We start from the raw sequence: 13,208 nt of genomic DNA, 5'->3' as shown, positions 1-13,208 counted from the left end.
TATTATTTACCAGTTTTACCTTCTTTTCTTCTTATAACTTCATCAGAGTACTTGATTCCTTTACCTTTGTATGGTTCAGGTTTTCTCCATGATCTGATGTTAGCAGCAACTGCTCCAACTTTTTCTTTATCGATACCTTCAACGATAACTTTAGTTGTTCCGTCTAATTTGAAGTCTACTCCATCAACTGCTTCAACTTCTACTGGATGTGAATATCCTAAGTTCATAACAAGTTTCTTTCCTTGTAATTGAGCTCTGTATCCAACTCCGTTTAACTCTAAAGTTTTTGAAAAACCTTGGCTTACTCCAACAACCATGTTGTTAAGTAAAGCTCTAGTTAATCCGTGAAGTGCTCTGTGTTCTTTAACGTCACTTGGTCTAGTAACAACTACTTGAGCATCTTCTACAGCTATATTAATGTCTTTGTGCATAGCTTTAACTAACTCACCCTTAGGGCCTTTTACTGTAACAACGTTCTCTGGTGTTACAGTAACAGTTACTCCAGCAGGGATAGCTATAGGCATTTTACCTACTCTTGACATAATGCGCACCTCCTGTGAATTTGGTCCTTATATTTTTTTAAATCATCTCTTTGCTTCAATCTATTTAAATCTATGTTATTTTCTCACTCTAAAAAATTACCAAACGTAGCAGATAACTTCTCCGCCTAATCCTAATTTTCTAGCTTCTCTGTCAACTACTAATCCTTTTGAAGTTGATATTAAAGCGATACCTAATCCGTTTAATACTCTAGGAACTTCATCTTTCTTGCAGTAAACTCTTAAACCTGGTTTTGATATTCTCTTTAAACCAGTTATAACTCTTTCATTGTTTGCTCCGTACTTTAAAGTTAATCTCATCATAGGAACTACACCATCGTTGTACTCCTCTACTCCTTTAAGATAACCTTCTTGTAATAATATATTTACGATAGCCTTCTTAACACTTGAAGAAGGTACTTCAACAACTTCGTGTCTTACTGAGTTCGCGTTTCTCACACGAGTTAGTAAGTCTGCGATAGGATCTGTCATAACCATTATATTGTGCCTCCTTTCATTCTACTAGTTATATTACCAGCTTGCCTTTCTACATCCAGGAATTTCACCTTTGTAAGCTAATTCTCTGAAGCAGATACGGCAAATTCCGAATTTCTTTAATACAGAATGTGGTCTTCCACATAATCTACATCTAGTATACGCTCTAGTTTTGTATTTAGGTTCTTTTTTCCATTTTTCGATCATTGCCTTACGAGCCATGCGTATCCCCTCCTTATTATTGAGCGAATGGCATTCCAAGGAATCTTAATAATTCTCTTGCTTCTTCGTCTGTGTTAGCACTAGTAACGAAGATTATATCCATTCCTCTTACTTTATCTACTTTATCATACTCGATTTCTGGGAATATTAATTGTTCCTTAATTCCTAATGAGTAGTTTCCTCTTCCATCAAATGCTTTAGCTGAAACTCCTCTGAAGTCTCTTACTCTTGGTAAAGCTATTGAAACTAATTTATCTACGAATTCGTACATATTAGTCTTTCTTAAAGTAACTTTACATCCTAAAGCCATGTTCTCTCTTATTTTAAAGTTAGCAACTGACTTTTTAGCTCTTGTTAATACAGGCTTTTGTCCAGCGATTATTTGTAAATCACTAACAGCTGATTCTAGAACCTTAGGATTATCTTTAGCTTCTCCTACTCCCATGTTTATAACAACTTTTTCTATTTTAGGAACTTGCATTATGTTTTTGTATCCGAACTTTTCCATCATAGCTGGAACTACTTCTTTTTCATATCTTTCTTGAAGTCTATTCACGTAAAGTACCTCCTTTCAAATTTTAGAATGTTTCTCCACACTTCTTACATACTCTTACTTTTGCACCGTCTTCTAATAACTTATGGCTTATTCTTGTAGCCTTTTTGCATTTTTCACAGAATAACATAACTTTTGAGCTGTTTATTGCAGCTTCCATTTCTATTATTCCACCTTGCATGTTTTGTCTATTAGGTTTTTGATGCTTTTTAACTAAGTTAACTCCTTTAACTACTACTTTACCAGTCTTAGGAATTACTCTTAAAACTTCACCAGTTTTTCCTTTATCTTTACCTGATATAACTACTACTGTGTCGTTCTTTCTAACATGTACCTTCATCTTAGCCACCTCCTAATCGTTTATTATAGAACTTCTGGTGCTAATGATAAGATTTTATTGAACTCATTATCTCTTAGCTCTCTTGCAACTGGTCCAAAGATACGAGTTCCTCTTGGTTGCTTATCATCTTTTATTATTACAGCTGCATTTTCATCAAATTTGATGTATGAACCGTCAGCTCTTCTTAGTCCTCTTACTGATCTTACAATAACTGCTTTAACTACTTCGCCTTTTTTAACAACTCCGCCTGGTGTTGCACTTTTAACGCTAGCAACTATTACATCTCCGATATTTCCGAATTTTCTTTTAGATCCGCCTAAAACTCTTATGCACATTATTTCTTTTGCACCTGAGTTGTCAGCAACCTTTAGTAAGGTTTGTTGTTGTATCATGAAATTAACCTCCTTTCAGACTTTAGAAAACTATTTTGCTTTCTCTACTATCTCAACAAGTCTCCATCTCTTATCTTTTGATAATGGTCTAGTTTCCATTATAAGAACTCTATCTCCGAATCTAGCCTCATTATTTTCATCATGAGCTTTGAACTTAGTTGTTCTGTTAACAGTTTTTCCGTATAGTGGATGTCTAACCTTTGTTTCAACCGCAACAACGATAGTCTTATCCATTTTATCAGAAACAACTCTACCTAATCTCTTTTTTCTTAAATTTCTTTCCACAGCGGTTACCTCCTTTCAGGATTACTGCTCAATCTTTAACTCTTCTTCTCTTATGATTGTTTTGATTTGAGCTATTGATTTTTTTACTTCTCTGATTCTCATTGGGTTTTCTAATTGACCTGTAGCTAATTGGAATCTTAAATTGAATAACTCAGCTTTAAGGTCTCCTAATTTCTTTATTAAATCTTGAGGATTGCTTGTTCTTAGTTCTTTTAACTCTCTAGCTTTCATTATTCTTCACCACCCATTTCCTCAAAATCTCTTCTTGTAACGAACTTAGTCTTTACAGGAAGTTTGTGTGAAGCAAGTCTCATAGCTTCTCTTGCTTTCTCTTCATCAACTCCAGATAACTCGAATAAAACTCTACCTGGTTTAACTACTGCTACCCAGTATTCAACTGAACCTTTACCTGAACCCATTCTTGTTTCAGCTGGTTTCTCAGTTACAGGTTTGTCTGGGAATATTTTTATCCAAAGCTTTCCGCCTCTTCTTATATATCTATTGATAGCTATTCTCGCAGCTTCTATTTGGTTACTAGTGATCCATCCACAAGTTGTAGCTTGGATTCCGAAATCTCCGTAAGCTAGAAAGTTTCCTCTAGTTGCCTTACCTTTCATTCTACCACGTTGTACCTTACGATGTTTAACTCTTTTAGGCATTAACATGTTATATTCCTCCTTTCTTAGTGCATCCTATTATGCGTTAGCTTCTTCCTTTTTTTCAACTTTTTTAGTTGGAAGAACTTCTCCATTGTAAACCCACACTTTAACACCGATTTTACCGTAAGTTGTATCAGCTTCAGCAAATCCATAGTCGATGTCAGCTCTTATTGTTTGTAGTGGGATTGTTCCTTCATTGTATTGCTCAGTTCTTGCTATTTCAGCTCCACCTAATCTTCCTGAACAAGCAGTTTTAACACCTAATGTGCCAGCTTTCATTGCTCTTTGGATAGTTTGCTTCATAGCTCTTCTGAATGATATTCTCTTTTCTAATTGAGCAGCAATGTTTTCAGCCATTAATTGAGCGTTAGTTTCAGCGTTCTTAACCTCAACAATGTTTATTAAAACATTTTTCTCAGCTATTATATTTTTTAAGCTAGCTTTTAATCTTTCGATTCCTGAACCACCTTTTCCGATGATTACACCTGGCTTAGCTGTGTGTATGTTTAACTTAACTCTTTTAGCTGATCTTTCGATTTCAATCTTAGCGATTCCAGCTGAGAAAAGTTCTTTCTTTATGAATTTTCTTATTTGTTGGTCTTCGATTAAGTTATCAGCAAAATTTTTCTTATCAGCATACCATTTTGCATCCCAATCTTTAATTACACCAACTCTTAGTCCGTGAGGATGTACTTTTTGTCCCATGCTTTTCCCTCCTTACCTTATTAAGCTCTTTCTTTAACAACAAGTGTTATGTTACTTGTTCTCTTGTTTATTCTGAATGCTTTACCATGATCCATTGGTCTGAATCTTTTTAATGTTGGTCCGTGACCTACATGTGCTTCTGCAACGAATAATCTGTTAGCATCTAATTCGTGATTGTTCTCCGCATTAGCTACCGCTGATTTTAAAACTTTGCTTATAACCTCAGCAGCATCTCTTGGAGTATATTTTAAAATTGCGAAAGCTTCGTTTACGTTCTTTCCTCTTATTAAATCAAGAACAACTCCTACTTTAGTTGGAGACATTCTTACATATTTAGCTATAGCTTTAGCTTCCATCTAAAGATCCTCCTTTCCCGGATACTATTATTTTCTCTTTGATGTTTTTTCGTTTTTAATATGACCTTTGAAAGTTCTTGTTAAAACGAATTCTCCTAATTTATGTCCAACCATATCTTCTGTAACATAAACTGGGATATGTTTTCTTCCATCATGAACAGCTATTGTATGGCCTATCATTTGTGGGAATATAGTTGAGCTTCTTGACCAAGTTTTGATAACTTTCTTATCTCCATTTTGGTTCATTTCTTCTATTTTCTTTAAAAGACCTGCATGCACGAAAGGTCCTTTCTTAATTGATCTACTCACTAGAATTTCCTCCCTTCATAAACTTAATTATGCCGCCAAACTGTGAAGAGAATATTTAATTCTCTCCAAACTATTTAGCGTTTCTTCTCTTAATGATGAATCTATCTGAGTATTTTTTGTTCTTTCTAGTTTTGTATCCAAGTGCTGGTTTACCCCATGGAGTAACTGGACTTGGTCTACCGATAGGAGATCTACCTTCTCCACCACCGTGAGGGTGATCGCAAGGGTTCATTACAGAACCTCTAACTGTTGGTCTCCATCCCATGTGTCTCTTTCTACCAGCTTTACCGATATTTACGATCTCATGAGTTGTGTTTGATACTGTTCCAACAGTAGCTTTACATTCGATTCTTACGTATCTCATTTCACCTGATGGTAATCTTAATGTAGCATAGTTTCCTTCTTTAGCCATTAACTGAGCTGAAGTACCTGCTGATCTTACCATTTGGCCACCTTTTCCAGCTTGTAACTCTATGTTATGAACAAAAGTACCTACTGGCATGTGTTTTAATTGAAGAGCGTTACCTGGCTTGATATCAGCCTCTGGTCCTGATACTACTGTATCTCCTACTTTTAAACCTACAGGAGCAAGTATGTATCTCTTCTCTCCATCAGCATAAACAACAAGTGCTATGTAAGCTGATCTGTTTGGATCGTACTCTACTGTAGCAACTTTTGCTGGGATTCCATCCTTATTTCTTTTGAAATCTATTATTCTATATTTTCTCTTAGCTCCACCACCATGGTGTCTAACAGTTATTTTACCTTGTGCGTTTCTACCACCAGTTTTCTTTAAAGAAACAAGAAGTGACTTCTCTGGTGCATTTGTAGTAACTTCTTCAAATGTTGGCATAGTCATTTGTCTTCTTGATGGTGTAGTTGGGTTAAACTTTTTAAGTGCCATTATTGTCCCTCCTTCTTATAGCTTATCTGGCCTTCAACCAATACCTGCTTTTTATTATTGCATTCCTTCGAAGAATTCGATGCTGCTACCTTCTGCTAAAGTTATAACAGCTTTTTTGAAGTCAGCTCTTTTTCCGATGTGAACTCCAACTCTCTTAGTTTTTCCTTCGAATCTCATAGTCTTAACGTCAGCAACTTTTACGTTGAAAACTTCTTCTACAGCTCTCTTTATTTGTACTTTGTTAGCTGCCATATGAACTATGAAGGTGTATTTATTTTCAGCCATAGCTGCCATACTCTTTTCAGTTATAACTGGTTTTCTGATTATATCATGGCTTGTTAACTTCATTATGCGTACACCTCCTCAATTTTGTTTACAGCTTCTTTAGTTATCATTAATGTTTTGCAGTTTAATAAATCATAAACATTGATGTTGTTAACAGGCATAACTGTTACACCTTCTATGTTTCTTGCTGATTTATATACATTTTCATTAACTTCAGCTGTTATTATTAATGTCTTCTTAGCTTCGAAAGCATTTAACATTTTAACTGCTTCCTTAGTTTTTGGAGCTTCGAAAGTTAAGTCTTCTAAAACAACCATATCTGCAACTTTGCTAGTTAAAGCAGAAGTCATAGCTACTTTTCTCATGCTCTTTGGTATTGACATTCTGTAATCTCTTGGTTTTGGTGCAAATACAACTCCACCTTTGATCCATTGAGGCGCTCTGATAGAACCTTGTCTTGCTCTACCTGTTCCTTTTTGTCTCCAAGGCTTGATTCCGCCTCCTCTTACCTCAGATCTTGTTTTAGCTGATTGAGTACCTTGTCTCTTGTTAGCTAATTGAGCTACTACTACTTGGTGTAAAGCATATTTGTTTACTTCTACTCCGAATACTTGCTCATTTAATTGGATATCTCCAACTTGTTGTCCTTCTTTATTAAATAAACCTACTTTAGGCATTACGCTTCCTCCTTTCTACAGAAATTAAGCCTTAACGCTGTTTCTTATAACTACTGTGCCTTTATTTGGACCTGGGATTCCACCCTTGATTAAGATGATGTTCTTTTCAGGCATTATCTTAACAACTTCTAAGTTAAGAACAGTTGTGTTCTTAGCTCCCATATGTCCAGGCATTCTTTTGTTCTTGAAAGTTCTTGATGGGTCTGAAGCAGCTCCCATTGAACCTGGTGCTCTGTGGAATTTAGAACCGTGAGACATTGGTCCTCTACTAGCATTCCATCTTTTGATTGTACCTTGGAATCCCTTACCTTTAGAAACTCCTGATACGTCTACTTTGTCTCCAATTTCAAATGTGTCAACCTTTATTTCGTCTCCAACATTGTAATTAGCAACATCTTCCATTCTGAACTCTTTTAAAGTTCTTCTTAAAGAAACACCTGCTTTAGCGAAATGTCCTTTTCTTGGTTTGTTAACTAATTTTTCTCTTAATTCACCGAATCCAACTTGTATTGCGTCATATCCATCAGTTTCAACTGTTTTCTTTTGAACTACAACACATGGACCAGCTTCAACTACAGTTACAGGGATTACTCTACCATTCTCATCGAATATTTGAGTCATTCCAACTTTTTTACCTATTATAGCTTTTTTCATGTGGTTACACCTCCTAAACATATTAGCGGATTGCCTCTGCAATCATAACAGTTCAATCTCTTAATTCAATCTAAATAAACTATTAAAGTTTTATTTCGATATCAACACCTGCTGGTAAGTTTAATCTCATTAATGCATCAACAGTTTTTGGTGATGGATTAACGATGTCTATTAATCTCTTATGAGTTCTTACTTCGAACTGCTCTCTTGAGTCTTTGTACTTATGTACAGCTCTTAAGATTGTTATAACGTCTTTTTCAGTTGGTAGTGGAACTGGTCCAACAACCTTTGCTCCTGTAGACTTAGCAGTTTCAACAATTTTCTCAGCTGATTGATCTAATATTGTATGATCAAATGCTTTTAATCTTATTCTTATTTTTTGTTTTGACATTTGGTTTCCCTCCTTTTCATGTACGCTTTACTTCTAACGCACAACAGTAAGCATTGTGTAAACTGTCCCTGGTGTTTCACACTTTAGACATGCACACGTAACCCCTGTCGTCGGATTCTAGATCCTAACATGCTCATCAAGAATTACCCGGAAGTCCGGCAACCTCTTGATTCATCGCTGTTCGCTTTACAACTTCTTCATTATACTATGTATATTATGTTTTTTCAAGTATTTTTTTAGAAGTTTTAACATATACATTTATGTACTATCTTTACCCCAAAACCGTTCAAAAAAATAAAGCACTAATATTAATAATATACTATTTTTTTAATTTTTCAACAAGAATTTTATTCCTAAAAAAATTTTATATTATTATTCTTACCAAAAATATTTTTCCTAAATTATATTATATTTATTTTTTCTATAAAATCAACAAAAAAATAAAAGAGAGGATAATATATCCACTCTTTTATATTAAAGGCCTATTTAATGAACACTCTTTTAAATTAAAAACTATTGCGCGTTAATTTTAGATTTTAAAGAGTCTTCTAATATATACGTCTATATATTAGAAACTTTTCTTAGTTAACTCTCAGCTTATAAACTTTTGCGCTAAGTATATAAGTGAGTTTTAACTAAGCATAAATTCCCGTTGTTCATCGGTACTAATAAAAAATTTATTTAAAAAGTTAAAATTACTCGATTATTGAAGTAACAACTCCTGAACCTACAGTTCTTCCACCTTCTCTGATAGCGAATCTTAATCCTTCATCCATAGCGATTTCTGTGATTAATTCAACTTCCATGTCGATGTGGTCTCCAGGCATAACCATTTCCATTCCTTCTGGTAATTTGATTGATCCTGTAACGTCTGTTGTTCTGAAGTAGAATTGTGGTCTGTATCCATCGAAGAATGGAGTATGTCTTCCACCTTCTTCTTTTTTAAGTACGTATACTTGACCTACGAATTTTTTGTGTGGGTTGATTGTTCCAACTTGTGCTAAAACTTGACCTCTTTCGATGTCAGTTCTTTGGATACCTCTTAATAATGCTCCGATGTTATCTCCAGCTTGTGCTTCATCTAATAACTTTCTGAACATTTCGATTCCTGTTACAACAGTTTTTCTTCTTTCTTCAGTTAATCCGATTACTTCTACTTCGTCTCCTACATGTAGAACTCCTCTTTCAACTCTTCCTGTTGCAACTGTTCCTCTACCAGTGATTGTGAATACGTCCTCTACTGGCATTAAGAATGGCTTATCTGTTGCTCTTTCTGGTGTTGGGATGTAGCTATCTACAGCATCCATTAACTCTCTGATACAAGCTGTTGCAGCTTCGTCAGTTGGGTTTTCTAATGCTACTAAAGCTGATCCTTTGATTACTGGAATGTCGTCTCCTGGGAAGTTGTACTCGCTTAATAACTCTCTAACTTCCATTTCAACTAATTCTAATAATTCTTCGTCGTCAACCATATCTGCTTTGTTTAAGAATACTACGATGTGGTCAACTCCAACTCTTGATGATAATAAGATGTGCTCTCTTGTTTGAGGCATTGGACCATCAGCTGCTGAACAAACTAATATAGCTCCGTCCATTTGAGCTGCTCCAGTGATCATGTTTTTAACGTAGTCAGCATGTCCTGGACAGTCAACGTGAGCGTAGTGTCTGTTAGCTGTTTCGTACTCAACGTGTGCTGTGTTGATTGTGATTCCTCTTTCTTTTTCTTCTGGAGCTTTATCTATTTCATCATATTTGAATGCTTCTGCCCCACCAGCTTGTGCTAAAACTGTTGTTATAGCTGCTGTTAAAGTTGTTTTACCGTGGTCTACGTGACCGATTGTTCCAATGTTAACGTGTGGTTTGCTTCTTTCAAATTTTGCTTTTGACATTGCAAATTCCTCCTTTAATTTAAAAATATTATATACATTTATATATTAAAGAAGCTTTAAAAGCTTCTTTAATTATTTATTTTTTTTACCTGCAACTTCTTCTTGGATGCTCTTAGGAACGTCATCATAGTGATCGAATTCCATTGCATAAGTTCCTCTACCTTGAGTTCTTGATCTTAATGCAGTTGCGTATCCAAACATTTCTGATAGTGGGATGAATGCTCTTATGATTTGTGCACCATTTCTTGAGTCCATTCCTTCCATTCTACCTCTTCTTGAGTTAACATCTCCTATAACGTCTCCCATGTACTCTTCTGGTACAGTGATTTCAACTTTCATTATAGGCTCAAGTAATACAGCATCAGCTTTAGCCATAGCGTTTTTGAATGCCATAGATCCAGCTATTTTGAATGCCATTTCAGATGAATCGACATCATGGTATGATCCGTCGAATAATCTTATTTTGAAGTTTATAACTGGGTATCCAGCTATTATACCACTTTCTGCAGCTTCTCTGATTCCGTTATCTACTGCTGGAATGTATTCTCTTGGAATAGCTCCTCCAACGATAGCATTTTCGAATTCATATTCGCCTTCAGTTGGTATCATTTCTATCTTACAGTGACCGTATTGTCCTCTACCACCAGATTGTCTAGCAAATTTAGCTTCTGCTTCAACAGCCTTTTTGATAGTTTCTTTGTAAGCAACTTGAGGAGCACCTACGTTACACTCAACTTTGAATTCTCTTTGTAATCTATCAACGATGATATCTAAGTGAAGCTCACCCATACCAGCTATGATAGTTTGACCTGTTTCTTGATCAGTCCAAGTTTTGAAAGTTGGATCCTCTTCAGCAAGCTTTGATAAAGCTATACCCATTTTTTCTTGACCAGCTTTTGTCTTTGGCTCGATAGCTATAGATATAACTGGCTCTGGGAATTCCATCTTTTCAAGTATTATTGGAGCTGCTTCCGTACATAAAGTATCTCCAGTAGTTGTATTCTTAAGACCTATTACAGCTCCTAATTCAGCTGCTTCTAATGATTCAACTTCCTCTCTTGAGTTAGCGTGCATCTTAACAAGTCTTCCTATTCTTTCTTTTTTACCCTTAGTTGAGTTTAATACGTATGAACCGCTCTCTAAAACTCCTGAGTAAACTCTTGTGAATGCTAATCTTCCAACGAATGGGTCAGTAGCTATTTTGAATGCTAAAGCTGACATTGGAGCGTCATCTGAAGCTTCTCTAACTTCTTCTTCACCGTCTAAGTTAGTACCTTTAACAGCAGGTATGTCTAATGGTGATGGTAAGTAATCAACAACACCATCGATCATTTGTTGAACACCTTTGTTTTTGTATGATGATCCACAGATAACTGGGATTATTTCATTGTTGATAGTAGCTTTTCTTAAAGCAACTTTTAATTCTTCAAGAGTTAATTCTTCACCTTCTAAGTATTTCATCATTAACTCTTCATCAGTTTCAGCTATAGCTTCAATCATAGCAGCTCTGTACTCTTCTGCTTTATCAGCTAAATCAGCTGGAACATCACTTACTTCTATATCTTTTCCTAAGTCATCTTTGAAGATTATTGCTTGGTTAGTTAATAAATCAACCATTCCTTGGAATTGATCTTCTTGACCTATTGGAATTTGAATTGCAACAGCATTAGCTTGTAATCTTTCTCTAACTGTGTTTATACAGTTGTAGTAGTCTGCTCCTGTAGCATCCATTTTGTTTACGTATATCATTCTTGGAACGCCGTACTTGTCTGCCTGTCTCCAAACAGTTTCAGTTTGTGGTTCAACTCCACTCTTAGCATCAAGAACAGTAACAGCTCCATCAAGAACTCTTAATGATCTTTCAACCTCAACTGTGAAGTCTACGTGTCCTGGAGTATCGATTATGTTTAATTCATAACCTTTCCAGAAACAAGTTGTAGCAGCAGAAGTTATTGTTATACCTCTTTCTTGCTCTTGAGCCATCCAGTCCATAGTTGAAGCTCCATCATGAGTTTCCCCTATTTTGTGGTTTCTTCCTGTATAGAAAAGAATACGCTCAGTAGTAGTTGTTTTACCAGCATCTATATGTGCCATTATTCCGAAGTTACGGAATTTTTCTAACGGATATTGTCTAGCCATTGTGACTCCTCCTCTCAACGTATAGTGTTTTTAAATTCAACAAAACTGTTTTGGCTTTTAGCCAAAACAGTTTCATTTTATTAATATCTGTAATGAGCAAATGCTTTATTAGCTTCAGCCATTTTGTGAGTATCTTCTCTCTTCTTAACAGCTGCTCCAGTATTGTTAGCTGCATCCATTAATTCTCCAGCTAATCTTTCTCTCATGTACTTCTCGCCTCTTTTTCTTGAAGCTGCAAGAAGCCATCTTAATCCTAAAGTCTGTCTTCTTTCAGGTCTTACTTCTATTGGAACTTGGTAGTTAGCACCACCTATTCTTCTAGCTTTAACCTCTAATAAAGGCATTATGTTGTTCATTGCTTCCTCAAAAACTTCCATAGCATCTCTGCCAGTTTTCTCATTGATTATTTGGAAAGCATCGTAGCATATTTTTTGTGCTACTCCTTTTTTACCATCTTCCATTACGTTATTTATTAACTTAGTAACAACTTTTGAATTGTACACTGGATCTGGTAATACATCTCTTTTTGCAATATGTCCTTTTCTTGGCACTTTTCTTCCCTCCTTAACAATTTTTGTTTAAGTTCATCGGTACTCGACACAACTTAATCGATTGTCGTAAAGTGCTTGCTTCATAATCTATATTTAAACTTCGAACAGTTATTTATCTAAACTTGAAGACATAGCACTTAAACTAAGTTTAAGCAACAATTATTTCTTTTGCTTTGGTTTCTTAGCACCGTACTTTGATCTTCCTTGCATTCTGTTAGCTACTCCAGCTGAGTCTAAAGCTCCTCTTACTATGTGGTATCTAACACCAGGAAGGTCTTTAACTCTTCCACCTCTTATAAGAACAACACTATGCTCTTGTAAGTTGTGGCCTACACCAGGAATGTAAGCTGTTACTTCGTATCCATTAGTTAATCTTACTCTGGCGATTTTTCTTAACGCTGAGTTAGGTTTCTTAGGAGTAGTTGTTTTAACTACAGTACAAACTCCTCTTTTTTGTGGACACTCTTTAAGAGCTGGTGCAGTTGATTTTGATGCTACTGTTTTTCTGCCTTTTCTTACTAATTGGCTTATAGTTGGCATACTTTCACCTCCTGATAAATTATTTAACTATCTATATAAATTTTAGATGTTAACACTCTAATCTAAGATTAATGCTACAGCTGATTTTACATCTATGCCACACATTTCCCCTAGAATTTTCATGTTTTTAACATGTTTTATTTCAATTCCACATTTTTCCGCTAATTCTACCAATGGAGTGACCATTTTATCGTTAGCATTTTTTGCAACATACAAAATTTTTCCTTCACCGTTTTTCATAGCTTTTGTGGACTGTTTTATGCCAATAACTTTTTTTCCTAAAAGTCTGTCTACCATAAGATTACCTCCATTGTAAATAATCA

The 13,208-nt window shown here is 35.4% G+C and carries 22 protein-coding genes; all 22 read right to left on the bottom strand.

Annotation, left to right across the window (positions count from 1 at the left end):
• Positions 1-2: 2 nt before the first annotated feature.
• Positions 3-542, bottom strand: a complete 540-nt coding sequence (gene rplF / locus I6G60_RS03135) for a 50S ribosomal protein L6 (RefSeq protein ID WP_003454268.1) — start codon at positions 540-542, stop codon at positions 3-5.
• 96 nt (positions 543-638) lie between these two features.
• Positions 639-1,037: a 30S ribosomal protein S8 gene (gene rpsH / locus I6G60_RS03130; protein WP_003454446.1), complete on the bottom strand. Its 399-nt coding sequence runs from the start codon at positions 1,035-1,037 to the stop codon at positions 639-641.
• A 33-nt stretch (positions 1,038-1,070) separates the two neighbouring features.
• The gene (locus I6G60_RS03125) at positions 1,071-1,256 is read right to left on the bottom strand and encodes a type Z 30S ribosomal protein S14 (protein WP_003470274.1); all 186 of its coding nucleotides are present in this window, start codon (positions 1,254-1,256) and stop codon (positions 1,071-1,073) included.
• A 16-nt stretch (positions 1,257-1,272) separates the two neighbouring features.
• Positions 1,273-1,812, bottom strand: coding sequence for a 50S ribosomal protein L5 (gene rplE, locus I6G60_RS03120; protein ID WP_003454431.1), 540 nt, complete (start codon positions 1,810-1,812; stop codon positions 1,273-1,275).
• 22 nt (positions 1,813-1,834) lie between these two features.
• On the bottom strand, positions 1,835-2,149 hold the full coding sequence (rplX, locus tag I6G60_RS03115) for a 50S ribosomal protein L24 (protein ID WP_003454257.1): 315 nt from the start codon (positions 2,147-2,149) through the stop codon (positions 1,835-1,837).
• A gap of 23 nt (positions 2,150-2,172) precedes the next feature.
• Positions 2,173-2,541 (bottom strand): 50S ribosomal protein L14, encoded by a 369-nt coding sequence (gene rplN, locus I6G60_RS03110; protein WP_003454425.1) that lies wholly within the window; start codon positions 2,539-2,541, stop codon positions 2,173-2,175.
• A 30-nt stretch (positions 2,542-2,571) separates the two neighbouring features.
• Positions 2,572-2,826: a 30S ribosomal protein S17 gene (gene rpsQ / locus I6G60_RS03105; RefSeq protein ID WP_003454312.1), complete on the bottom strand. Its 255-nt coding sequence runs from the start codon at positions 2,824-2,826 to the stop codon at positions 2,572-2,574.
• A gap of 21 nt (positions 2,827-2,847) precedes the next feature.
• Positions 2,848-3,057, bottom strand: coding sequence for a 50S ribosomal protein L29 (rpmC, locus tag I6G60_RS03100; RefSeq protein ID WP_003454396.1), 210 nt, complete (start codon positions 3,055-3,057; stop codon positions 2,848-2,850).
• On the bottom strand, positions 3,057-3,491 hold the full coding sequence (rplP, locus tag I6G60_RS03095; protein WP_003454381.1) for a 50S ribosomal protein L16: 435 nt from the start codon (positions 3,489-3,491) through the stop codon (positions 3,057-3,059). The genes rpmC and rplP overlap by 1 nt, the downstream gene beginning before the upstream one ends.
• 30 nt (positions 3,492-3,521) lie before the next feature.
• Positions 3,522-4,190: a 30S ribosomal protein S3 gene (gene rpsC / locus I6G60_RS03090; protein WP_003454406.1), complete on the bottom strand. Its 669-nt coding sequence runs from the start codon at positions 4,188-4,190 to the stop codon at positions 3,522-3,524.
• Positions 4,191-4,210: 20 nt separating this feature from the next.
• The gene (rplV, locus tag I6G60_RS03085; RefSeq protein WP_003454177.1) at positions 4,211-4,546 is read right to left on the bottom strand and encodes a 50S ribosomal protein L22; all 336 of its coding nucleotides are present in this window, start codon (positions 4,544-4,546) and stop codon (positions 4,211-4,213) included.
• 27 nt (positions 4,547-4,573) lie between these two features.
• Positions 4,574-4,855, bottom strand: a complete 282-nt coding sequence (gene rpsS / locus I6G60_RS03080; protein ID WP_003454422.1) for a 30S ribosomal protein S19 — start codon at positions 4,853-4,855, stop codon at positions 4,574-4,576.
• 70 nt (positions 4,856-4,925) lie between these two features.
• Complete coding sequence (gene rplB, locus I6G60_RS03075) at positions 4,926-5,759, bottom strand: 50S ribosomal protein L2 (protein WP_003460473.1); 834 nt, start codon at positions 5,757-5,759, stop codon at positions 4,926-4,928.
• 54 nt (positions 5,760-5,813) lie between these two features.
• Complete coding sequence (rplW, locus tag I6G60_RS03070) at positions 5,814-6,107, bottom strand: 50S ribosomal protein L23 (protein WP_003454311.1); 294 nt, start codon at positions 6,105-6,107, stop codon at positions 5,814-5,816.
• Positions 6,107-6,721 carry a 50S ribosomal protein L4 gene (gene rplD / locus I6G60_RS03065; RefSeq protein ID WP_003454270.1) on the bottom strand — a complete coding sequence of 205 codons (615 nt, stop codon included), beginning with the start codon at positions 6,719-6,721 and terminating at the stop codon, positions 6,107-6,109. Before rplD ends, rplW begins: the two co-directional genes overlap by 1 nt.
• Before the next feature lie 24 nt (positions 6,722-6,745).
• Entirely contained in the window at positions 6,746-7,375 is a 630-nt protein-coding gene (gene rplC, locus I6G60_RS03060; RefSeq protein WP_003476250.1) for a 50S ribosomal protein L3, read from the bottom strand.
• A gap of 82 nt (positions 7,376-7,457) precedes the next feature.
• A complete protein-coding gene (gene rpsJ, locus I6G60_RS03055) occupies positions 7,458-7,766 on the bottom strand; it encodes a 30S ribosomal protein S10 (protein WP_003479233.1) in 309 nt (102 codons plus the stop codon).
• Positions 7,767-8,461: 695 nt separating this feature from the next.
• Positions 8,462-9,655, bottom strand: a complete 1,194-nt coding sequence (gene tuf, locus I6G60_RS03050) for an elongation factor Tu (RefSeq protein WP_003452162.1) — start codon at positions 9,653-9,655, stop codon at positions 8,462-8,464.
• Between the two features lie 72 nt (positions 9,656-9,727).
• Positions 9,728-11,794, bottom strand: coding sequence for an elongation factor G (gene fusA / locus I6G60_RS03045; protein WP_003460612.1), 2,067 nt, complete (start codon positions 11,792-11,794; stop codon positions 9,728-9,730).
• Positions 11,795-11,874: 80 nt separating this feature from the next.
• Positions 11,875-12,345: a 30S ribosomal protein S7 gene (gene rpsG / locus I6G60_RS03040; protein ID WP_003452182.1), complete on the bottom strand. Its 471-nt coding sequence runs from the start codon at positions 12,343-12,345 to the stop codon at positions 11,875-11,877.
• Positions 12,346-12,504: 159 nt separating this feature from the next.
• Positions 12,505-12,885 carry a 30S ribosomal protein S12 gene (gene rpsL / locus I6G60_RS03035; RefSeq protein ID WP_003452165.1) on the bottom strand — a complete coding sequence of 127 codons (381 nt, stop codon included), beginning with the start codon at positions 12,883-12,885 and terminating at the stop codon, positions 12,505-12,507.
• Between the two features lie 57 nt (positions 12,886-12,942).
• Entirely contained in the window at positions 12,943-13,182 is a 240-nt protein-coding gene (locus I6G60_RS03030) for a ribosomal L7Ae/L30e/S12e/Gadd45 family protein (protein ID WP_003452175.1), read from the bottom strand.
• Positions 13,183-13,208 lie beyond the last annotated feature (26 nt).

Source organism: Clostridium perfringens, assembly GCF_016027375.1.
GTDB lineage: Bacteria > Bacillota > Clostridia > Clostridiales > Clostridiaceae > Sarcina > Sarcina perfringens.
Note: the sequence above shows the minus strand (reverse complement) of the source record. Positions and strands in the feature narration are given on the sequence as shown.

Bases quoted from the DNA above. Each gene is read 5' to 3' on its own strand.
- rplB (WP_003460473.1), bottom strand. From the start codon at position 5,759: ATGGCACTTAAAAAGTTTAACCCAACTACACCATCAAGAAGACAAATG.
- rpsH (WP_003454446.1), bottom strand. From the start codon at position 1,037: ATGGTTATGACAGATCCTATCGCAGACTTACTAACTCGTGTGAGAAAC.
- rplD (WP_003454270.1), bottom strand. From the start codon at position 6,721: ATGCCTAAAGTAGGTTTATTTAATAAAGAAGGACAACAAGTTGGAGAT.
- rplV (WP_003454177.1), bottom strand. From the start codon at position 4,546: ATGGAAGCTAAAGCTATAGCTAAATATGTAAGAATGTCTCCAACTAAA.
- rplW (WP_003454311.1), bottom strand. From the start codon at position 6,107: ATGAAGTTAACAAGCCATGATATAATCAGAAAACCAGTTATAACTGAA.
- rplN (WP_003454425.1), bottom strand. From the start codon at position 2,541: ATGATACAACAACAAACCTTACTAAAGGTTGCTGACAACTCAGGTGCA.
- rpsJ (WP_003479233.1), bottom strand. From the start codon at position 7,766: ATGTCAAAACAAAAAATAAGAATAAGATTAAAAGCATTTGATCATACA.
- rpsC (WP_003454406.1), bottom strand. From the start codon at position 4,190: ATGGGACAAAAAGTACATCCTCACGGACTAAGAGTTGGTGTAATTAAA.
- I6G60_RS03030 (WP_003452175.1), bottom strand. From the start codon at position 13,182: ATGGTAGACAGACTTTTAGGAAAAAAAGTTATTGGCATAAAACAGTCC.
- rplF (WP_003454268.1), bottom strand. From the start codon at position 542: ATGTCAAGAGTAGGTAAAATGCCTATAGCTATCCCTGCTGGAGTAACT.
- rpmC (WP_003454396.1), bottom strand. From the start codon at position 3,057: ATGAAAGCTAGAGAGTTAAAAGAACTAAGAACAAGCAATCCTCAAGAT.
- rpsL (WP_003452165.1), bottom strand. From the start codon at position 12,885: ATGCCAACTATAAGCCAATTAGTAAGAAAAGGCAGAAAAACAGTAGCA.
- rplP (WP_003454381.1), bottom strand. From the start codon at position 3,491: ATGTTAATGCCTAAAAGAGTTAAACATCGTAAGGTACAACGTGGTAGA.
- fusA (WP_003460612.1), bottom strand. From the start codon at position 11,794: ATGGCTAGACAATATCCGTTAGAAAAATTCCGTAACTTCGGAATAATG.
- rplC (WP_003476250.1), bottom strand. From the start codon at position 7,375: ATGAAAAAAGCTATAATAGGTAAAAAAGTTGGAATGACTCAAATATTC.
- rplX (WP_003454257.1), bottom strand. From the start codon at position 2,149: ATGAAGGTACATGTTAGAAAGAACGACACAGTAGTAGTTATATCAGGT.
- I6G60_RS03125 (WP_003470274.1), bottom strand. From the start codon at position 1,256: ATGGCTCGTAAGGCAATGATCGAAAAATGGAAAAAAGAACCTAAATAC.
- tuf (WP_003452162.1), bottom strand. From the start codon at position 9,655: ATGTCAAAAGCAAAATTTGAAAGAAGCAAACCACACGTTAACATTGGA.